Source organism: Corynebacterium sp. UMB0012, assembly GCF_030216265.1.
In the GTDB taxonomy this organism is placed as follows: domain Bacteria; phylum Actinomycetota; class Actinomycetes; order Mycobacteriales; family Mycobacteriaceae; genus Corynebacterium.
On sequence record NZ_JASOKQ010000001.1, the window covers coordinates 1 to 20,205 of the forward strand.

The 20,205-nt window shown below is 58.3% G+C and carries 24 protein-coding genes; 11 read left to right on the forward strand and 13 right to left on the reverse strand.

Annotated features, from left to right (window positions below; all coding sequences use genetic code 11):
* Positions 1-494: DUF3558 family protein (locus QP324_RS00005; RefSeq protein ID WP_284813748.1), on the forward strand; the 494-nt coding region annotated here is incomplete at its 5' end.
* Positions 495-507: 13 nt separating this feature from the next.
* Complete coding sequence (locus tag QP324_RS00010) at positions 508-2,379, forward strand: hypothetical protein (RefSeq protein WP_284813749.1); 1,872 nt, start codon at positions 508-510, stop codon at positions 2,377-2,379.
* Positions 2,380-2,422: 43 nt separating this feature from the next.
* Here the strand turns inward: QP324_RS00010 and QP324_RS00015 are convergent, their stop codons facing one another.
* The 3 genes from QP324_RS00015 to QP324_RS00025 all read right to left on the reverse strand — a co-directional run bounded on the left by QP324_RS00015 (position 2,423) and on the right by QP324_RS00025 (position 3,855).
* Positions 2,423-2,701 carry a thiamine biosynthesis protein X gene (locus QP324_RS00015; protein ID WP_284766383.1) on the reverse strand — a complete coding sequence of 93 codons (279 nt, stop codon included), beginning with the start codon at positions 2,699-2,701 and terminating at the stop codon, positions 2,423-2,425.
* 41 nt (positions 2,702-2,742) lie between these two features.
* Positions 2,743-3,264, reverse strand: coding sequence for a transcription elongation factor GreA (gene greA / locus QP324_RS00020; protein WP_005323614.1), 522 nt, complete (start codon positions 3,262-3,264; stop codon positions 2,743-2,745).
* Positions 3,265-3,384: 120 nt separating this feature from the next.
* A complete protein-coding gene (locus QP324_RS00025; RefSeq protein WP_239277841.1) occupies positions 3,385-3,855 on the reverse strand; it encodes a DUF4307 domain-containing protein in 471 nt (156 codons plus the stop codon).
* Positions 3,856-3,950: 95 nt separating this feature from the next.
* On the opposite strand from QP324_RS00025, the gene mca reads away from it, so the two are divergent.
* Genes mca through QP324_RS00040 form a run of 3 tightly spaced genes read left to right on the forward strand, consistent with a single transcriptional unit; the run spans position 3,951 to position 5,945 of the window.
* Positions 3,951-4,841, forward strand: coding sequence for a mycothiol conjugate amidase Mca (gene mca, locus QP324_RS00030; protein WP_284813751.1), 891 nt, complete (start codon positions 3,951-3,953; stop codon positions 4,839-4,841).
* A gap of 3 nt (positions 4,842-4,844) precedes the next feature.
* A complete protein-coding gene (locus QP324_RS00035; RefSeq protein WP_284813753.1) occupies positions 4,845-5,156 on the forward strand; it encodes a hypothetical protein in 312 nt (103 codons plus the stop codon).
* 12 nt (positions 5,157-5,168) lie between these two features.
* Positions 5,169-5,945: an isoprenyl transferase gene (locus QP324_RS00040; RefSeq protein ID WP_284766380.1), complete on the forward strand. Its 777-nt coding sequence runs from the start codon at positions 5,169-5,171 to the stop codon at positions 5,943-5,945.
* 3 nt (positions 5,946-5,948) lie between these two features.
* Here the strand turns inward: QP324_RS00040 and coaA are convergent, their stop codons facing one another.
* Positions 5,949-6,875 carry a type I pantothenate kinase gene (coaA, locus tag QP324_RS00045; RefSeq protein WP_239277844.1) on the reverse strand — a complete coding sequence of 309 codons (927 nt, stop codon included), beginning with the start codon at positions 6,873-6,875 and terminating at the stop codon, positions 5,949-5,951.
* A 118-nt stretch (positions 6,876-6,993) separates the two neighbouring features.
* Between coaA and glyA the strand changes: the two genes are divergently transcribed.
* A complete protein-coding gene (glyA, locus tag QP324_RS00050; protein ID WP_236882514.1) occupies positions 6,994-8,277 on the forward strand; it encodes a serine hydroxymethyltransferase in 1,284 nt (427 codons plus the stop codon).
* Here glyA and QP324_RS00055 read toward each other — a convergent pair.
* Positions 8,274-8,603, reverse strand: a complete 330-nt coding sequence (locus QP324_RS00055; RefSeq protein ID WP_023021891.1) for a DUF5997 family protein — start codon at positions 8,601-8,603, stop codon at positions 8,274-8,276. The two genes, glyA and QP324_RS00055, sit on opposite strands and share 4 nt — an antisense overlap.
* A 71-nt stretch (positions 8,604-8,674) precedes the next feature.
* Between QP324_RS00055 and QP324_RS00060 the strand changes: the two genes are divergently transcribed.
* The 4 genes from QP324_RS00060 (at position 8,675) to QP324_RS00075 (ending at position 12,328) form a co-directional block, all read left to right on the forward strand.
* On the forward strand, positions 8,675-9,349 hold the full coding sequence (locus QP324_RS00060) for a LysR family transcriptional regulator substrate-binding protein (protein ID WP_239277846.1): 675 nt from the start codon (positions 8,675-8,677) through the stop codon (positions 9,347-9,349).
* A 146-nt stretch (positions 9,350-9,495) separates the two neighbouring features.
* Entirely contained in the window at positions 9,496-10,131 is a 636-nt protein-coding gene (locus QP324_RS00065; RefSeq protein ID WP_239277847.1) for an LGFP repeat-containing protein, read from the forward strand.
* Positions 10,132-10,315: 184 nt separating this feature from the next.
* Complete coding sequence (locus QP324_RS00070) at positions 10,316-11,680, forward strand: PhoH family protein (RefSeq protein ID WP_198492801.1); 1,365 nt, start codon at positions 10,316-10,318, stop codon at positions 11,678-11,680.
* A gap of 78 nt (positions 11,681-11,758) precedes the next feature.
* Complete coding sequence (locus QP324_RS00075; RefSeq protein ID WP_239277848.1) at positions 11,759-12,328, forward strand: GNAT family N-acetyltransferase; 570 nt, start codon at positions 11,759-11,761, stop codon at positions 12,326-12,328.
* A 152-nt stretch (positions 12,329-12,480) separates the two neighbouring features.
* On the opposite strand, the gene QP324_RS00080 is transcribed toward QP324_RS00075, so the two are convergent.
* The 5 genes from QP324_RS00080 to glpX all read right to left on the reverse strand — a co-directional run bounded on the left by QP324_RS00080 (position 12,481) and on the right by glpX (position 17,549).
* Positions 12,481-12,690, reverse strand: a complete 210-nt coding sequence (locus tag QP324_RS00080) for a hypothetical protein (RefSeq protein WP_225747192.1) — start codon at positions 12,688-12,690, stop codon at positions 12,481-12,483.
* On the reverse strand, positions 12,690-14,258 hold the full coding sequence (locus QP324_RS00085) for an MDR family MFS transporter (RefSeq protein ID WP_239277849.1): 1,569 nt from the start codon (positions 14,256-14,258) through the stop codon (positions 12,690-12,692). The genes QP324_RS00080 and QP324_RS00085 overlap by 1 nt, the downstream gene beginning before the upstream one ends.
* On the reverse strand, positions 14,252-14,875 hold the full coding sequence (locus tag QP324_RS00090) for a TetR/AcrR family transcriptional regulator (protein ID WP_284813758.1): 624 nt from the start codon (positions 14,873-14,875) through the stop codon (positions 14,252-14,254). The genes QP324_RS00085 and QP324_RS00090 overlap by 7 nt, the downstream gene beginning before the upstream one ends.
* Positions 14,876-15,049: 174 nt before the next feature.
* On the reverse strand, positions 15,050-16,450 hold the full coding sequence (locus tag QP324_RS00095) for a class II fumarate hydratase (RefSeq protein ID WP_239228018.1): 1,401 nt from the start codon (positions 16,448-16,450) through the stop codon (positions 15,050-15,052).
* A gap of 85 nt (positions 16,451-16,535) precedes the next feature.
* Entirely contained in the window at positions 16,536-17,549 is a 1,014-nt protein-coding gene (glpX, locus tag QP324_RS00100; protein ID WP_284813759.1) for a class II fructose-bisphosphatase, read from the reverse strand.
* Between the two features lie 188 nt (positions 17,550-17,737).
* Here glpX and QP324_RS00105 point away from each other — a divergent pair, with 188 nt between their 5' ends.
* Positions 17,738-18,307: a DUF4245 domain-containing protein gene (locus QP324_RS00105; protein ID WP_284813760.1), complete on the forward strand. Its 570-nt coding sequence runs from the start codon at positions 17,738-17,740 to the stop codon at positions 18,305-18,307.
* On the opposite strand, the gene QP324_RS00110 is transcribed toward QP324_RS00105, so the two are convergent.
* The 3 genes from QP324_RS00110 to xseA are packed head-to-tail and all read right to left on the reverse strand — an operon-like array spanning position 18,291 to position 20,191.
* Positions 18,291-18,659: a hypothetical protein gene (locus tag QP324_RS00110; protein ID WP_284813762.1), complete on the reverse strand. Its 369-nt coding sequence runs from the start codon at positions 18,657-18,659 to the stop codon at positions 18,291-18,293. The two genes, QP324_RS00105 and QP324_RS00110, sit on opposite strands and share 17 nt — an antisense overlap.
* Positions 18,659-18,928, reverse strand: coding sequence for an exodeoxyribonuclease VII small subunit (locus QP324_RS00115; RefSeq protein ID WP_005327444.1), 270 nt, complete (start codon positions 18,926-18,928; stop codon positions 18,659-18,661). The genes QP324_RS00110 and QP324_RS00115 overlap by 1 nt, the downstream gene beginning before the upstream one ends.
* Positions 18,929-18,949: 21 nt before the next feature.
* Positions 18,950-20,191, reverse strand: coding sequence for an exodeoxyribonuclease VII large subunit (gene xseA, locus QP324_RS00120; protein WP_284813765.1), 1,242 nt, complete (start codon positions 20,189-20,191; stop codon positions 18,950-18,952).
* Positions 20,192-20,205 lie beyond the last annotated feature (14 nt).

Genomic DNA, 20,205 nt, shown 5'->3' on the forward strand with positions numbered 1-20,205 from the left:
CCGGCCAACCGGGGGAGGCCGGCGCCACGGGGTCGGGAGACACTTCCGGCGTCCTACCGCCACTGGGGGAATTCGATCCGGCAGACCCGAGCTTCGAGCTTTTTGATCCGTGTACGGAAATTGCGGGTAACAAATTAGAAGGTATTGGGTTGAAGCCTAGTCCACTTGACTACCGAAAGGACTCGGGGAGTACTTTCTGTAACTTTGAGTCGAATGGGACAAATTTTTCGGAGGGTGTTCTCGTTTCGCTGGCCAGTGATTCGAATTCAATAGATACTTTCAATTTGAATGAGGAACTCCAGCATAAAAGTCGTGGGGTGGAAGGCAAACAAATACAGATCTATAGATCGGAAATATTCGGAGAAACCCAGTGTGACGGATATGTTTCGACTGAACGAGGAACAGTAATCGTCGGCGTAAATGACATTGGCACCCAGTCAACCACTAAAGAGCGGTGCAATCTTACAGCTTCATTAATAAAACAGCTTAGCTAAATTTGGGGGAATAATGCGCGTAAGCATTTCAAGTATTCGCAGAACGACGAGCAGCATCGGGGATCTCTTTCGTAGATCACAGGAATTAAGAAACAATGCCAATAGCCCGCTAAATGCAAGTTTTTCATCAGTATCTGGAATTGATCACGTAGGCGATGTTCACGAACGTGTGTTGGATAGTGACCCGGGATCTGCGAAGCAATCGCTATTGAATTTTGCGGCACAGGTTGAGTGGCTTTCTGATTCTTTGGGGCAGGAGGCTCGAGGATTTCAGGCGCAGGAGGACGCGAATAGTCGGGGAATGGAGATCGCGGATGCGGGTGGGGATATTGGCATTGAGTCGATGCCGATAATGAACCAGCCGGAGCCGGGGTACAGCCCATTTGGGTTTTCCATGCCGGTGGTGAATGTCGGTACGGACATTGTGAAGCTGGCTACGGACCTCATGTCGACGCAGATATGGAATGTGTCGGAGGCGAATGCACGGTGGAGCTCGTTGGCGTCGGAAGTTGACGATATCGTTAGCGGGTTACAGGAAGCAGCCGGGTCTTTGGAAGGCGAGAACGACAGCGAAGCCACGTCGAGGGCGGCGGCAAAGATTCGGGAAGTGGCGGCGTCGGGAAGCCACTTTGTGGCAAATGCCAAGGTAATGGGGGAGAAGCTAACCGGATTCCACGCCAAGCTGATGGGCATGCAGCCTACTGCGATGGCCATGGCGATGGAAGTGATGGCCATTCCAGAACCGGTCGAGCGCGAAATTGCGGAAAAGGCCGCATTGGCCGCATTGCAACCTGACTTGCAGCGCTTCGCGGTAGAGGCAATGCCGTACCAGCACGCTTTGATGGAACAATCGCCGGCGTCGGGAGGCGGCGGCGTCGATGCGGGCCTTGCCGGAGTTGACGGTGATGGGCAGCGTTACACCACCGATGCCGTGGTATGGCCAAAAAAGATTGCGGAAGCGATCGCGCGAGGTGATTTGGGGCCGGGGAACTTCGACGTCGTCAATGGCAATGTGGACGGGCTAGAAGCGGTGGGGATGAGCCCACAAGAAATTAATGATTTTCACCAGCAGATGCATACTAGCGGCAGGAATGCGCTGGAAAAGCTTGGCCTGGGAGACCAGATAGCCATCGGCGGAAATGAAGTGTCCACCCAAGGCGCATCCATGCCGGGTGTAACTGCGCCGAACGGGGCGATGGGGCAGGTTCCTGGTGGTACAGCGCACCCGGTTGCCGCAGGAGCACATTCAGGCGCGCTTAATAACAGCGGTGCGATGGCGCCGACAGCTACAGCGCAATCCGCCAATGCTGGGATGGCGCCGATGATGGCAGCCGGACGGCCCGGGGATGCAGGCCGAGGCGTACTCGGCGATCAGTCGCCACGAGGCGGAATTGGATCCGCCGCAGGAAAGGTAAGTGGCAACGTCGATACTGCGCGTGCCAGAAGAGGAGCGCAGTCGGGCCAGCACTTTGGACGAGGAGCCGGAGCGCCCTACGCCGGTGTCGGTTCAGGCGTGCGCGCTGGCCATAGCAATGCAATCGGCGGCGGTTCGGGCATGCGCGCTGGTCTCGGCAGCGGTGCAGGAAACGGTGCTGGTGCGGGCATGCGGCCCGGCGTGGGTGGCGGCCTTGGTCTTGGAACAGGCGGCAGTGAAAGTGCTGTGGCAGCGCGCGGCGGCAATGCAGGCCGCTCAACCGGCGGGGCGCGAGCCTATGGTCCAATGATGGGGATGCGCGGAGGCAAAGACAGTGAGAAAAAGCGCGTAAAGTCCGTGACCACGCAGGTCGAAAGGGACCCGAATAAGCGCGACCTCCTGGGGGAGCCGCCCGCTGTCGTACCCGGTGTCATCGGGGATTGGGTGCGGGAAGTGGACGCAGAAAAATAGCATAAAAAGGGGCCGAGGAAATCCCTCGGCCCTTCAAGCCATATTACTGCTGTGGCAGTTCGGTGGCGGTGCCGTTCAAGTGCGGCTGTGCTGGCTCTTCTGGAACACCGGACTGGACTACAGGTGCTTCCTCTTCAATAACGGTCTCGGGTGCGGAAGAGCTGGTTTCAGCATCCTTCTGCATCGGGGCCTCACCGGTGAAGGTGGAGGCATTTTCTACCTTGGAATCAGAATCCTGCTGGTTAGGTGGGTGGCAAGCAGCGAGGGAGAGGCCAGCGGTGAAGACCAGGCCAGCGGCGGCGAAACGGGAGAACTTCTTCATGGGGATGTGCTCTTTCTCCAGAGTGGTATGTGGTTAAAAGTTTAGGACTCGCGTGGAGCAGCGGCCTTAGCAGAATCATACGGCGCTGCGGATTCGATGGTGACCGAAATGGTCTTGCCATTCGGAGCGGTGTACTCGCGGGTCTCGCCCTCTTGTGCGCCAAGGATGGCAGCGCCCAGCGGGGACTGCTCGGAATAGGTTTCTAGGTCCTTGTTATCGGAAGCAGCGGCGCGGGTACCGATGAGGAAGGTCTCCTTATCGTCCTTGTCACCATTGTAGTAAACGTGAACTACGGAACCGGTGTGGGCGACGCCCTCCTGAACAGCACCGCGCTCGGTGGTGGCATTCGCAAGAACCTCAGAAATCTGCTTAATGCGGGCCTCTTCCTGGTCCTGCATCTCACGAGCGGCGTCGTAACCGGCGTTCTCTTTGAGGTCGCCTTCCTCACGGCGCTCGTTGATCTCAGCCGCGACTACTGGGCGGTGGTCGATGAGCTCCTGCAGCTCGGCCTCGAGCTTTGCCTTGGTCTCTGGGGTGATGTACTGCTTTTGCTGCTCAGCCATTCTGCAACCTTCCGTAGATAGGAATTGTGGTCAAAGCCCCTGCTAATCCCTGGGGCTATAAGTAAAAATGGAACCGGGCATATGCCCAGTTCTAGGCGCTACAAATCCTAGCACACCCGGCTAGCGGCTTTCCGCGTAGTCAGGGTTATCCATATCCAAGTATTCGGGGATATTGCCGGAACAACCATAGGCCCCGCCGGCTACGGCACGAGCGTTGGTCGGGACGTCGACAGCGATGCGCTGGGTTTCGTTTCCGCCCGCGGGAACAGGGAATTCGCGGCGGCCCACTTCGGACTTGGAGTAGTCAAATGCCTGGACAATGCAATAAGCATCTTCATCGGTGTGATTGCGGGTGACATCGACCCAGACGCGGGTGGAATCATCGCTCAAAACCTCCTGGGTCACGATGGACACCTGTGCGTTCACGCGCTCCTTTTCCTGGAAGTACCGGAATCCGAAGAAAATAAGCGCGATAAAAATGGCGACAAAGATGAGCACCAGCGCCCTATTAGTCCAGCTACCAGAGTTCTTTTCAGAGGAGCCGCGGGAGCCGTAGCGAGCGGCTGAGCGAGATTTTCCGGCGGAAGTCATAGCTTCCACTCTAGCCGAGGACCACTGTTTTCCAATTATCTACTAGGATAATCATCTGTTCAAAGAACCTAGATTAATAAGGGGATGGATTTTCAGTGAGCGATTTTCGCCTACTAGCTATCCACGCGCACCCAGACGATGAATCATCTAAGGGTGCTGCAACCACCGCGCGCTATGCCGCAGAAGGCAATGAGGTTTTGGTGCTGACTTGTACCGGCGGCGAGCGCGGCGATGTGATTAACCCCGCCATGGATCGCCCGGGAATCAAGGAAAAGATGGGCGAGGTGCGCCGGGAAGAGATGGCTAACGCTGCGCGGGCGCTGGGCGTACAACATCGCTGGCTGGGCCACGTTGATTCCGGATTGCCGGACCCGGTTGAAGGCAAGACTATGGAGGAATTGCTGCCGGAGGGCTGTTTTGCGTTGCTGGGGGATGACACCGTTGCGCAGGAATACGTCCAGGTTATCCGCGAATTTCGTCCACACGTCATTGTTACCTATGACGAAAATGGTGGCTACCCACACCCAGACCACCTAATGGTGCACCGGGCTTCCATGATCGCGTGGGAGAAGGCGGGCGATGCCGAGTACCACCCAGAGCTAGGTAAGCCGTGGGAGCCGCTGAAGCTCTACTACTCGCACGGTTTCGTCTACCAGCGCATGAAGATGTTCCATGATTTGCTGTTAGAAGAGGGGAATACCAGCCCCTATGGACCGATGCTGGCGCGCTGGGATACCACTTTTGGCGATATCATGGCGCGTGTAACCACCCAGGTGGAATGCGCGGATTACTTCAGCAATCGCGAGGAGGCTTTGCGGGCGCACGCTACGCAGATCGACCCGGCGGGTGCCTTCTTGGCGACGTCGGTGGAGGCACAGCAGCGCCTTTGGCCCACCGAGGAGTTTGAGCTGGTGAAGACTCGCGTTTCTACCTCCCTGCCAGAAAATGACCTTTTTGCCGGCATCAAAGAGGAAGAGGAGGCCTAAGACATGAGCATGTATGGCTCTTTCGTGTTTGCCGCACATGACGTATTTGTACTCGCCCAAGGAACCGAGGGCGCCGAAGGTGGCCCAATGGGCCCTGAATTTGGCAAAGCTTCGCCCATTGGTCTGCTGATCTTGGCGCTTATGGGAGTTGCGGTGTTGTTTGCGGGCTGGAATTTCCATCGCCGTTACTCACGCTTTCGCCGCCGCATGATGTTTGCGGAGGACCACGGAATCGATCCGTTCGATGAGGAAGCCGTGGATGAGGCGATGAAGGAAGCCGGCATTTACGATAACCGCAAGAAGTCCATTTTCTAGGCGGATAGACTGATGAGCGTGAGTTCTCTCAAGCAGCTGGCCTACCCAGCTTATGAAGCGCGTCTGGCGCGCCTGATCAAGGGCAAGCCGCAGCCTAAGCACATCGCCATCATGGCCGATGGCAATCGTCGGTGGGCGCGTGAGGCTGGGTTTACCGATATCAGCCATGGTCACCGCCAAGGCGCGAAGAAAATCGGAGAGATGATTTCGTGGTGCCGCGATACCGATATCGAAGTGGTCACCATTTATTTGCTGTCCACGGAGAACCTGAAACGCAGCGAGCAGGAAGTAGAGCTGCTCTTTGACATCATCTCGGACGTGGTCACGCACCTATCCCATAACGACGTCGGCTGCCAGGTGCGCTTGGTCGGCCACCTCGATCTACTCCCGGATGATGTTCGCCAGCGCATGGTGACGGCGGCGGCGGAAACCGAGGACAATACGGGTGTCATCGTCAATGTGGCGGTGGGCTATGGCGGGCGCCAAGAAATTGTGGACGCCGTGCAGAACTTGGTGCGTGCGGAAGCAGAGAAGGGAACTACCGCAGCGGAGATGGCGGACCGCGTCACCGCAGAATCCATTGGGGAGCACCTGTATACCAAGGGACTTCCGGACCCGGATTTGGTGATCCGTACCTCTGGTGAACAACGCCTGTCGGGCTTTCTCCTGTGGCAGGCCGCGTACTCCGAAATCTGGTTCACGGATACTTACTGGCCAGCATTCCGCAAGGTGGACTTCCTTCGCGCCTTGCGGGATTATTCCCAACGTTCGCGCCGCTTTGGCAAATAGGCTCTAGAGCTTGCGCATTCGTACCTGTTCTACCAAGTGATGCGAGCCCTTTTTGAGCACGAGGGAGGCTCGCACACGGGTGGGCAGGATATTTTCCACCAAGTTAGGCAGGTTAATGGACTGCCAAATTTCGCGGGCTTGGGCGCGGGCTTCCTCATCGTTCATGTCTGCAAAGGCAGAGAAGTGGGCGTTAGGCTCCCGGAAAGCGGTGTGGCGCAGGGTGAGGAAGCGGTCGATATACCACTGCTCGATATCATCGGTGCGGGCATCAACATAGACCGAGAAATCAAAGAGGTCCGCCACGGTCAACGTGGGGCTCGTTTGTAGCACGTTGAGCCCTTCCAGGATGAGGATGTCGGGCTGGTGAACTTCTTGGTACTCACCGTCCACAATGTCATAGGTGATGTGGGAATAAAGCGGTGCCTTGACAAATGGCTTTCCTGATTTTACGTCCGTGACAAAGCGGAGGAGTGCGCGCCGGTCATAGGATTCCGGAAATCCCTTGCGCTGCATGAGGCCGCGTTCCTTGAGAGTCTTGGTGGGGAAGAGGAAGCCGTCGGTAGTAACGAGGGCCACCTTGGGGTGGGACTCCCAGCGTTGCAGCAGCACCTGAAGGAGACGGGCGGTGGTGGATTTTCCCACTGCCACAGAACCGGCCACACCGATGACAAAGGGAACGTGCGTCGGAGGATTGCCTAAGAAGGATTCGGTAGCCGTGGTGAGCTGCTGGCGTGCCATGACTTGCATATGGATGAGACGGGAGAGGGGGAGGTAGACATCAGCTACCTCGTCTAGGTCGATGCGGTCTCCTAGGCCGCGAAGTTTCTCCACCTCGGTTTCCGTGAGCACCTGAGGCATGGATTTACGCAGTTCACGCCAGGTCTCGCGGTCAAAATCTAGGTAGGGACTCGAATCCAATGTGCGCGCCATGGCTCTATTGTCGCACTTGCATAATCCGTGGGTAAAAGTATGCCCCCTAAGGCTGCATGGCACGATAAGATATGCAGCAGCCCATACCGCAAGATTTTGAGAAGGGGACCACACCTTTATGGCTTCTTTTACCTCTGACCTCCGCGACCTCGATCCGGATGTATTCGGCGCAATTCAGGGAGAGATTTCCCGCCAGCGCGAAACCCTGGAAATGATCGCTTCTGAGAACTTTGTGCCTCGCGCCGTGCTCCAGGCACAGGGCTCCGTGCTCACTAACAAGTACGCCGAGGGCTACCCGGGTCGCCGCTACTACGGCGGCTGCGAGCATGTCGACGTCGTGGAGGACCTAGCCCGCAACCGCGCTAAGGAACTCTTTGGTGCGGAATTCGCCAACGTTCAGCCGCACTCGGGTGCGCAGGCGAACGCCGCGGTGCTTTCCACCATTGCTGAGCCTGGCGACAAGATTTTGGGCCTGTCCCTGGCTCACGGCGGCCACCTTACCCACGGCATGAAGTTGAACTTCTCTGGCAAGCTTTATGATGTCGCCGCCTACGAGGTGGACCCAGAGACCATGCGTGTGGACATGGATAAGCTGCGCGAGCAGGCGCTGAAGGAGAAGCCGAAGGTCATTATCGGCGGCTGGTCTGCCTACCCGCGAACCATGGATTTCGCGGCCTTCCGTGAAATTGCTGATGAGGTCGGCGCTTACCTGTGGGTAGATATGGCCCACTTTGCTGGCCTCGTTGCTGCTGGCCTGCACCCGAGCCCAGTGCCTCACGCGGATATCGTGTCCACCACCGTGCATAAGACCCTGGGTGGTCCGCGCTCCGGCATGATTTTGGCCAAGCAGGATTATGCCAAGAAGATCAATTCCAACGTCTTCCCGGGCCAGCAGGGCGGACCGCTGATGCACGTGGTCGCTGCCAAGGCCATTGCTATGAAGATTGCCGCTACCGAGGAATTCAAGGAGCGCCAGGAGCGCACCTTGGAGGGTGCTCGCATTCTGGCAGAGCGCCTTACCGCAGAAGATGCCAAGGCGGCTGGCGTGGACGTGCTGACCGGCGGCACCGATGTGCACTTGGTCTTGGCAGACCTGCGCAATTCCGAATTGGATGGACAGCAGGCAGAGGATCTGCTGCACGAGGTAGGCATTACCGTTAACCGCAATGCCGTACCGAATGACCCGCGTCCGCCGATGGTCACCTCCGGCCTGCGCATTGGTACTTCTGCGCTAGCAACCCGCGGCCTCGATGCCGAAGCTTTCACCGAGGTTGCAGATATTATCGGTACTGCTCTGGTGCAGGGCAAGAATGCCGATGTAGAGGCCCTGCGTGCTCGTGTGGACAAGATTGCCCAGCACTACCCGCTGTATGAGGGCCTCGAGGACTGGAAGCTGGTCTAGTCCTTCACCTCATGGCCACGGGCCTGCGCCATGGTGGCGCGGGCCTGCTGGAGCCATTCCGGCTGCTCTTGGAGGAGCTGATTGATTTCCGCTGTGGTCAGCGGCTTATCCATATCGTTCTTCTTGAGCGCGGTAACAGAGATGCCCAGCTTATGGGCAACCTCGGGGCGGGGATGGGGGCCTTCGCGGCGCAAGGTTTGTAGCCACTCGGGTGGGTTATGCTGCAATTCGCGCAGCTCTTCGTGGCTAATGGCACTATTTTGGAACTCGTCCGGCGCGGCGGGCAGGTAGATGCCTAGCTTCTTCGCCGCGGTTTGGGCACGCATGGCGGTGCCGGATGGTTGCTTTTGTTCTTCAGTCACGCTTTTACCGTAGCACTTTCAGTAGACTGTCCTCTATGCTGCGCTTAGCTTTTGCCACCGGTACAGAACCTGGAAAGTGGTTCCGCCGATTCGAGGAAAATACTGCTCATGGTGGCTTGTACACCGTTGATGCGGACGATGCGCTAGCCCCGCTGGTAGCCGGCGAGGTGGACCTAGCCCTTGCGCGCTTGCCGGATGCGCGGGTGGATGAAACCTTTCATGTGGTGCGACTTTATAAAGAGGCTCCTGGCATTGCCGTTCCCAAAGACTCAGTCTATGCGGAGGTGGGCGAGGAGCTTGCGCTTGCCGACGTCGCCGATGAACACCTCAACTACCGCCTCGCCGATTCCGGGCTTGTCGATGTCCCCGCAGTCCGCGACGCTCTGCAGGTAGTGGCGGCCAATGTGGGTATCGCGATTGCGCCGCGGCCCCTGTTGAAGGTCCTGAGCAAAAAGCAGGTGGTGCCGTTGAGCCTTAAGGACGAGTCCGTGCCGGTGACGGAGATTGCATTGGTGTGGCGCAAGGACGATGACGGGGAGGCAATTCAGGACTTCGTGGGCGTCGCTAAGGGCCGCACGGCGCGTTCCTCCCGCCAAGAGAAGCCGAGGCGCAGCGCCAGGGAAAAGGCGAAGGCGAAGCAGGCGAGGAGAAACGTTAACAATTCGTTACAAAAGAAAAAGAAGGCCCCTAAGCAGCGCAAACGTAAGTAGCCCTTTACTGTTTGCTGTCTACTTCCTGTCCGGGTGGGTGGCACCAGCTGGGAGTCGTCGTTACGGTGGGCGTCGTTCGTCATGAAGGGCGATTTAACAATAAATTTAGAATTAACTTACTTTCTTGATGAAAGGATGATGCAGTAATGCAGAAGATGACCCGTCGCATCGCAGGTGGTTTTGCAGCCGCAACCCTGTCCGTTGCTCTCGTAGCGTGCTCCGATGCCGAGGACGCAGCTAACGATGCTAAGGATTCCGCCGGCTCCGTAGCAGCAGACGCTACCGACGCTGCTGGCTCCGCTGCTGCTGAGGCTACTTCCAATGATGACGCGGACGACAAGGATGACGCCGACGATGCGGACGCTTCCGACGACGCCGACGACAAGGATGACGCCGACGACAAGGACGGCGCTACCAAGTCCATCGCTACCGCTAACGGTGACGTAGACGTTCCGGCTGATTTCGCTTCCGCTATTGAAGAGAAGAAGGCTGAGTGGGGCGACGTAAAGAGCATCGAGCAGGGTGACGATGATGAGTTCCTCGCTAACTTCGATAACGGCAACCTGCTGACCTTCGACGACGATGAGGGCGCTCAGCCTATCGTCGGCAAGATTGCTGAAACCTGGAAGGAGCAGGGCGGCCTGGACTCTGAGGTAGGCCTGCCTAAGGCTGCTGAGGAAAAGGCTGCTCAGGGCAAGGGCTGGACCCAGCAGTTCGACGATGGCGTAATCTCCTGGATCCAGGACGAGAGCGGCAAGTTCACCTCTTCCGTAGAGAAGTAAAAAGGTCCTTTAGAGCTCCTCCCTCTGCAGCATGTGCTGCGGAGGGATTTTTCGTTTTCTTAATGTTCATCTTGCACCCATGTAATTTCAACCTTCGGTGCCTACTTTGGGTGGCAACCCCGGGGATTCGGGGTGATTCGGAAGAAGTCTGATCTACCGCACACTAAGGGAGAACCCTGCCATCATGTCTCGTCCCTCTGTACTTTCTACTCCGCTTGCCGCTACTGCTAACACCGTCGCTACCAAGACCTATGTAGTGGATACTTCGGTCTTGCTGTCTGACCCTTGGGCCCTGCGCAAATTTGCAGAACACGATGTGGTCCTTCCCGTTGTAGTTATTTCTGAACTAGAAGGAAAACGTCATCACCCGGAGCTTGGCTGGTTCGCCCGCCAAGCTCTTCGCTTTTTGGAGGAGCTGCGCGCTACCTATGAGGCCTTAGACCAGCCGGTTCCCGTCAACGTGGATGGCGGCACCCTGCGCGTGGAATTGAACCATCAAGACCAATCCTTGCTGCCTACCGCGTTCCGCGGGCCAGAAGGCGACCACCGCATCTTGGCGTGCGCTCTCAACCTTGCGCACGAAGGGAAGGACACCGTGCTGGTCACGAAGGACGTGCCGCTGCGTGTGAAGGCCGGTGCGGTAGGCGTGCAAGCGGATGAGTACCACGCCCAGGACGTAGTCTTGACCGGCTATACCGGAATGGCGACGGTGCAAACTAGCTCGGATGTCATCGATGCCCTCTATCGTGATGGGGAAGTCATGCTAGACGGCGTCGAAACTGACAAGGGTACCGCCGTGGAGGATCTGCCGGTGCATTGCGGCTTGACCTTGGCGGCGGGTGCGCAATCCGCGCTGGGTCGCATGAGTGCTGATGGCGTGGTCGAGCTTGTACGTGGTGATATCAATGCCTTTGGCCTTCAGGGACGCTCCGCGGAGCAGCGTATCGCTTTGGATTTGCTGATGGACCCAAACGTAGGAATTGTCTCTATCGGTGGCCGCGCCGGCACCGGCAAGTCGGCACTTGCGCTGTGCGCCGGTTTGGAGGCGGTGCTCGAGCGCGGGGAGCACCGGCGCATTGTGGTCTTTCGCCCGATGTATGCGGTTGGCGGGCAGTCGCTGGGATACTTACCGGGCACTGAATCGGACAAGATGAACCCGTGGGCGCAGGCGGTCTATGACACCTTGGAGGGCTTGGTGTCTGACAACGTCATGGAAGAGGTGCACGAGCGCGGCCTCATCGAGGTCTTGCCCCTGACGCATATTCGCGGTCGTTCGCTGCATGATGCTTTTGTCATCGTGGATGAGGCGCAGTCCTTGGAGCGAAACGTCTTGCTTACTGTGCTTTCCCGGTTGGGGAAGGGCTCGCGAGTAGTTCTTACTCATGATGTGGCGCAGCGCGACAACCTTCGCGTGGGCCGGCACGACGGAGTCCAAGCAGTGATTGAAAAGCTCAAGGGACATGAGCTTTTTGCGCATATTACGCTGCAGCGTTCTGAGCGCTCTGCCATTGCGGAGCTCGTCACTGACCTATTGGAAGGCGGCAACTAGTTCGAGTTCGTTCGCGTTTGGCGATCCTTATGCGTACAGCGTGGCGAAGCTGGGCATAGCCCAGTAATAATGTTGTATATGAGCGAGAACGCTAAGCAGACGTCTTCGGACGACAAGAAGAAAGATTTCCGCATCCGCCCCTTTACCGCGGCGGACTACCCGCAGATGCGAGAGATTTATGAACAGGGGCTCAATACTGGGCACGCTACCTATGAGACCCGATCCCTGACCTTTGAAGAATTTAAAGCTGGCAAGATCATGCCTTCGGTGCATGTGGCCGTTGAAGCAGATGATGATTCTAAGGTCTTGGGGTGGGTTTCCGCGGCACCGGTATCTACCCGCACCGTCTTCCACGGAGTAGTGGAGGACTCCATCTACCTAGGAGCCGAGGCACAAGGACGCGGCATTGGCGGCGCACTTCTAGACCGCCTGATCGAGGTGTGCCAGGACTTGCACAAGTGGGCCATCCACTCATGGATTTTCCCTGAAAATGAAGGTTCTGCGGGGCTGCATAAGTCGCGTGGCTTCGTGAAAGTAGGCACCTACTCGCATATGGCGAAGATGACCTACGGCGAGCTTGCGGGCCAGTGGCGCGATACCGACGTATATGAGCTGCTTTTGCCCAAGCCGGAGGAAAAGAAGCGGTAGCTTCCCCAGCGCATACAAGCCCCTGCTCGAACCACACTCGTGGTAACGATGGCAGGGGCTTTTTGCTGAGGCCTTAGAACGAGGGAAACGCTACACTGCAGGAACGTCCCAGGTGCCAAACCAACGCTGAGCTTGTGAGCGCATTTCCTCGCTCAAGCGGCTAAAGCGCGGGATCGGGGTACAGTGCGCGCGGGCTTGCGCCACGCCTCGATGGGGCCGGACTGGATTTCCAACGCCGCGTGAAGGCCGCCGGGGGCATAGCCGAGGGCGGATTCAATGGGGGCGTCGGCAAGCGGGAGTGCATCGCGCAAGGCGTGCAGCTCTCGGCTTGTGGCCTGTACTTCTGCAGGTGAAAGTGACACTAGTCAATCGTTTCCTTCAAACGCTCCTCGCGCAGTGGCAGGAGGAGGATGAGGGCGACGATAACCAGCGGAACCATCAGGGCGATGACCGGGGTCAGGCCATCATTATAGGAGTTGAGGATTGCTTCCTCGATGGGCTGAGGGAAGGAGGCAACCAAATCCGGGGTGAGGCTATTGGCACCGCCATTGGCATCGCCAAACTTCTCCGCGTAGGCGGCACCCTCCGGTCCCATCTTCTGGAAAGCCTCAGGCATGCGGGTGGCCATCTCATCCTTCATATTGTGGATGAACATGGAGCCAACCAGGGACGCACCCAGTGCGGAACCGATCTGGCGGAAGAAGTTATTCGCCGCGGTAGCCGTACCCACCTGGGACAGCGGGAAGGAGTTCTGGACGATGAGCACGAGGACCTGGATAACCATGCCCAGACCGATGCCGAAGACCAGGAATTCGCAGCCTAGCTGCGTTAGAGAAGTCTCCACGGAGAGGTGGGACATCCAGAACAGGGCGCCGGCGGTAATCGCCAGGCCGATGATGGGGTAGACCTTGTAGTGACCGGTGCGGGCGATGATAAAGCCCACGCCAGTGGAGGTACCGATAAGGCCCACCATCATCGGAATCATCATGAGACCCGCCTTGGTTGGGGTCAGGGTGTGCACCATCTGCAGGTAGGTTGGCATGTAGCCCAGAACACCGAACATTGCCAGGCCAAGTACCACGCCGGAGAGGGTGGTCAGGGCCATGTTGCGGTTCTTGAATAGGCGAACCGGGATGAGCGGTTCCTTGGCGCGCAGCTCCACAAAGACGGTGATGATGGCGCCGATGATGGTGATGGCACCCAAGGTGAGGATCATGGAAGAGCCCCACTCGTACTCGGTGCCGCCCCAGGTGGTCATGAGGATAAGGGAGGCGGTGGTGATGGCGATGAAGGTAGCACCAAGCCAGTCAAAGCGCTTCATATCGGCATCACCCACGCGCAGGTGCAGCACGAGGGTGCACACGATAATGGCGAGGATACCCAGCGGGATGTTCATCCACATGCCCCAGCGCCAGCCCGGGCCGTCGGTGAACCAGCCGCCGAGGACGGGGCCGAGAACCGAGGACAGGCCGAAGACGCCGCCCATGATGCCCATGAACTTGCCGCGCTCACGGGAGGAGGTGACCTCGGCGATGATGGACTGGGAGGAAATCATCATAAAACCTGCGCCAAAGCCCTGCACAGCGCGGGCGATGATCAGCAGGGTCATGGAGTTAGCAAAGCCGCCGAGGGTAGAGCCCACGACGAAGATGGCGATACCGCCGATGTAGAGCCACTTGCGGCCCAGCATGTCACCCAGCTTGCCGGAAATGGGCATGGCGATGGTCATGGTGACAAGGAAGGCGGAGATGACCCAGCTCATGTGGTCGACGCCGCCCAGCTCACCAACGATGGTTGGAAGAGCAGAAGAGAAGATCATTTGGCCCAAAGAGCTCATCAGCATGGTGAGCATCAAAGCCGAGAAAATGAGCCCGAGGTTATCGGCTCGGGACTGACCCTGCGAAGGGGCCTTTGCGGCCGTATCTACCATCGCATTCCTTTCATAAAATCTGTTATTAGCGTGAGGGAAGTATCGAGTCGCGCATGGAGCTCTTCGCTGCAATCTGCATCGGGGGATGCCATCGCGAGCCACAGTGCCTCGCGGACGAGGCCGGCGATGAGCATCGCCTCGGTACTTGCGGAGCAGCTATCGAGGACGCGAAGTTCCGGTTCTGTGGTGAGGCGTTCTTCAATGAGATCGATAAGCTCAATGGATTTTGCCCGCTTCCGGCTGATTGCCGCCGCGGCCGCATCAGGATCATTAGAGATGCGCTTGCGGCGGTCCCGGATGGTCGGGTTGATGTGGTGGCCTTCCATATGCTGCCTGACCAACTGGAGGACGAGTCCTACCATGCTGGTTGTTGGCTCAGTGAGGAAGAATTCCCGCATCTCCTCCGTAAACTCGGTGCTCGGGGCGCCCAGTACGGCGGATTCTTTGGAATCGAAATAATTGAAGAAAGTGCGCCGAGAAATACCGGCTACTTCGCAGATCCTCTCAATCGTGACCGCGCTAAAGGATTGTTCATCCACCAGCTTCGTGGCGGCATCCTCAATGCGCAGGCGAGTCTCGAGGCGCTTCTGCTCGCGTAGTGATAATTCTTCTTGCACGCCAGGCAACTTTACACTCGGTGCAAACTTGCACCAAGTGCAAAAGTAGTGATTTTAGAGGTGCGTTTCCTCTAATGTGTGCTATGCCATAGCGCTTGCCGACGCCCCCCTTACCCCAGACATGCAAAACCCCGCCCGAGTCCTGCCCGGGCGGGGAAGCGGTGCGGCGATTACTTAGAAGTTATCGCGGTCGCGGTTGGTCATGCTCAGCACGTTGAGGCGCTTATCCAGCTCTTCCTCGGTGAGGTTTTCGCCGTCGACGAAGCCCAAGTCAATAACGGCCTGGCGGACGGTGATCTTCTCGTGCAGGGCGTGCTTTGCTGCCTTAGCTGCGTTTTCGTAGCCAATGGCGGAGTTGAGCGGGGTCACGATGGAAGTGGACGACTCCGCAAAGTGCTTCATGCGCTCCTCGTTGGCCTCGATGTGATCGATGCACTTATCGGCGAAGACGCGGGAAGCATTAGCCAGCAGGCGAGCGGACTCGAGTACGTTGCGCGCCATCATCGGGATGAAGACGTTGAGCTCGAAGTGGCCCTGAGCACCGCCGAAGGCTACGGCTGCGTCGTTGCCAACCACCTGGCCCGCCACCATGGTGACGGCCTCTGGGATAACCGGGTTGACCTTACCCGGCATGATGGAGGAACCCGGCTGCAGATCCTTCAGGTGAATCTCGGCCAGACCAGTCAGCGGGCCGGAACCCATCATGCGCAAGTCATTGGCAATCTTATTGAGGGATACAGCAATCGAGCGCATGGCGCCGGAGAATTCCACCAAGCCATCGCGGGCAGCCTGTGCCTCGAAGTGGTTTTCTGCTTCCTTCAGTTCCTTCACGCCGGTGAGCTTCTTTAGCTCCTCGGTGACCTTCGCGCCGAAGTCAGCGGAGGTATTCAGGCCGGTACCTGTGGCGGTGCCGCCGATGGCCAGCTCACCCAAGCGCGGCAGGGTGGCCTCAATGCGTTCGATGCCCAGCTCGATCTGGCGGGCGTAGCCGCCGAATTCCTGGCCCAGGGTAACCGGGGTGGCATCCATCAGGTGGGTGCGGCCGGCCTTGACCACGTCGGCGAATTCCTTGGCCTTCTTGGTCAAGGATTCGTGGAGGACCTTCAGGCCCGGGATGAGGTCATTGACGGCAGCTTCCGTAGCAGCTACGTGCGTGGCGGTGGGGAAGGTGTCATTAGAGGACTGGCCCATATTCACGTGGTCATTTGGGTGAATTTCCACGCCATTGTTATGCGCCAAGGAGGCAATAACCTCATTGGTATTCATATTGGACGAGGTACCGGAACCGGTCTGGAATACGTCGATTGGGAAGGCGTCGTTATGCTTGCCCTCGGCGATTTCGGTGGCGGCAGCAATGATGGCATCGGCCTTGTCCGCGTCCAGCTTGCCGGAATCCTTATTTACCTGGGCGCAGGCTGCCTTAAGCAGGCCAAGGGCGCGAATCTGCGCATTTTCCAGGCCACGGCCAGAGATAGGGAAGTTGTCCACTGCGCGCTGGGTCTGTGCACGCCACAGGGCATCTGCAGGAACCTTAACTTCGCCCATGGTGTCATGTTCAATGCGGTATTCAGTCATGTGAAGATCACCTCAGTTAATTGGGTAGTGTGTGCTATCCAGTATGGCGGAGAACTAAAAGGAGGGCCGCCTTCGGGGGTGAACCCTAGTTTTTGGTCGGGGTGGTGTAATCCACTACGGAATACTCCTGCAGCTTGGACAGCTTGTGGATGGAGTCGATGTAGCGGATGGTGCCGGACTTGGAACGCATTACCAGCGAGCGGGTCGTAGCACCGGAATTGCGGTAGGAAACACCGCGCAACATGTCACCATTGGTCACGCCGGTGGCAGCGAAGTAGCAGTTTTCAGAGGAGACCAGATCAGTAGTGGTAAGGACGCGGTCCAAATCATGGCCGGCTGCACGGGCCTTTTCTGCTTCCTCTTCATCCTTCGGCCACAGCTTGCCCTGGATTTCGCCGCCCATGCAGCGCATAGCGCAGGCGGTGATGATGCCTTCTGGAGTGCCGCCGATGCCCATCATCATGTCGATGGAGTTCGAATCCTGGCAGGTGGCGATGGCGCCAGCTACGTCGCCATCCATGATGAGGCGTACCTTGGCGCCAGCGGCGCGAATTTCAGAGATGAGCTGCTCGTGGCGTGGGCGGTCAAGGACCACCACGGTCAGATCGGAGGGGCGAATATTCTTCGCCTTTGCCACGGACTGGATATTCCACTCCACGGACTCGTTGATGTCGATAGCGCCAACTGCCTCGGGGCCAACGGCAATTTTTTCCATGTAGAAGACTGCGGAAGGGTCATACATGGTTCCGCGTTCGGCAGCCGCAATGACGGAGATAGCGTTGGGACGGCCTTCTGCCATCAAACGGGTACCGTCGACCGGGTCTACGGCGATATCCATGGCGGCACCCTCGCCGGTGCCTACCTCTTCGCCGTTAAAGAGCATGGGGGCCTCATCCTTTTCGCCCTCACCAATGACAACGACGCCGTTCATCGCTACGGAATTGATGAGCTTGCGCATGGCGTCGACCGCCGCGCCATCGCCCTCATTCTTCTGGCCGCGGCCTACCCAACGGCCGGAAGCGAGCGCTGCTGCCTCGGTGACACGAACCAGTTCCATTGCCAGGTTGCGGTCAGGAAGATAAGACGTATTTTCGGACATGTGTAGTGGTTGCCTTCCATAGTTTTCTCATCGAGGGGTGTTCCCCTTGATGCTCTACCTTTCCATTCTCGCACTTTTTTGCTCTAATGGGTTCGATTTTGCGCCCCATTTGTGGGGGATTGACAGATCTTTCGGGGCAAAAGGGGCCGTGTGGCTTTTTGAAAGCAGGCCGTGCGATACTAAGGCGCGTGGCTGCAGAAGAAAGACCAAAGATTTTTGAAGGCGCGAAGGACATCTCCCTGTCCCTCGCAGTCGTGGTGATTATGATGCTGCTCGCCGTGGGAGCGACCGGCCTGTGCTCAATTAACTCCGAAACCCAGCAGGGCGCGGTGCAGGAAGTGGATGAACAAACCTTCCTAGACACCCAAGCCCGCGCAGGGGTCGGTGCAATTCGCAATCCCGAAATGCCAGAGGGCTGGGAGGCCAATGCTGCCCGCCGCGTAGATATGGGCGGCGAGAACGCCACCGTGGTCAGCTGGGTGACCGCTGACCAAGGGTTTGTGGAATCTACGCAGACGCAGGTCGCGGCCGATAAAGCGGGCGAGGCGTACGACTCCAACTACCGCGGCATTGAATCCGCCCGCGAGGTCAAGGGGCACCAAGTGCGGGTGCTAGAAAGCGACGATGATTCCGTGCGCCGCCTGTGGGTTACGGATTTGGGCGATGCCCGCCTCATCATCTCCGGCGCCGCGAACGACAGTGACTTTGAGGCGGCTACCGCTGCGTTTATCGACGCCGCACCTATAGCCGGAAAATAACCTCGCCCAAGCCTTCTTCCGCGGCGGTAGCGCTAAGACCGTCGCCGGACTGGGCAATAACCTCCGCCAAAGCCTCCGCATCCAGGCCGCTGAGGCGTGTCTTTCCGGCAAAGACATCGATGCGCTCACGCTGCGAGCGCTGCGGATAAATAGCAATCTCGCGTACTTTGTCGTCCGTAAAGCGCAGCACCACGGATCGGGAGAAGTAGCTCACCTCATTATCGTCGCGGGTGTGTGCAGGACCGAAGAATTCTTCTACGAAATCTCGGGAATCGCCCGCCATGATGGAACCGGCGGCCGCGGATTTCGACACAAAATCCACGCGCTCGCCTGGATAACCATAGATCTGCACTACTCGTCTCCTTCAGCGTCTGCGTCCTCGGCCTTATCGAGCGCGTCTTCCACACGCTTCGCCGCGCCGTCGAGGTGCGCCTCGCACGCACGCGCAAGGGCCTCGCCGCGCTCCCAATACTTTAGCGACTCATCCAAGCCCATCTGCCCAAGCTCGAGAATCTTCACGGTCTCAATAAGCTCATCGCGGGCTTGCTCATAGCTCAATTCTTCTACTGGGGTAAAAGCATCCTGGCCTGGCTGGCCGGTACCAATGGTGTCATCGGACATGATTTTCTCCTCGGTTGGTGATTAATCGGCGGCCTGGGAGGCCATAGAAACTGCGGTAATAGAGCCATCGCCCACTCGAATGCGCAGTTGAGCGCCAGGCGGGGATTGCTCATAAGAGGTGACAACCTCGGGCCCGGAACCGTCCTTGGGCACTACCTGGACAATGGAGTACCCGCGGGCGAGAGTCGCCGACGGTCCCAATGCTGATACGCGGGCGCGCAGCGATTCCACGTGGCGGGTTTCCCGCTCCACCATGACTTCAATCTCTCGCCGCATGGTAGCGCGGGTGCGCTCCACCTCTTCGCGGCGCGCACGGATAGGGGTCATCGGGTCTGCCATGACAGGCCGGGAACGAATGTTGTCGAGGCCGCGCCGTTCCCTTTCCACCCAGCCGCGCAGCGCGGCCGCCATGCGAGAGCGAGCCTCTGCGACGATGGCGCGTTCCTCGGCCACAGACGGCACGACGCGCTTTGCGGCGTCGGTAGGCGTGGCCGCGCGCAGGTCGGCGACGTTATCGAGCACTGGGCTATCCGGCTCGTGACCAATGGCAGAGACTACTGGGGTGCCTGCCGCAGCCACTGCGCGTTGCAGTGCTTCTTCCGAGAAGGGCAGCAGATCTTCCACGGAGCCGCCGCCACGGGCGATGATGATGACGTCGACTTCAGGATCCGCATCAAGTTGCTGGAGCGCATCGATAACCTCAGGTACCGTATTCGCACCCTGAACCGCAGTATTGAGGACGCGGAACTGCACTGCTGGCCAGCGGTCATGAGCTACCGCCATCACATCCCGCTCTGCAGCAGAACCACGGCCGGTAATCAGCCCAATTTTGTGTGGCAGGTAGGGGAGCGGTCGCTTGCGTGCGGGATCGAAAAGGCCTTCAGCAGATAGCTGTTGGCGCAGCTTTTCAATGCGAGCAAGCAGATCGCCAATGCCCACATGGCGAATTTCGGTGGTCCATAGCGAAAAGGATCCGCGTCCCGCGTAAAAGGCAGGCTTACCGTAAACAATGACGCGGTCGCCGTCTTTCAGCGGCGCCGATAATGACTGCAGCATCGATGATGGGCAGGTTAATTGCACGGACTTTTCCTGCTGTACGTCACGCAGCGTGAGGTAGGACAGCTTCCAGGTGGGCTTGAAGTTAATTTGGGTCAACTGACCCTCTACCCACAGGTAACCCAGGCGCTCAATCCAGCCCTTGACTTGGTCATTGACCTTGCCAACGGGCCAGGGAGTATCCGGAGTATTTGCCGGTTGATTCACACAGCCTCCCTTTC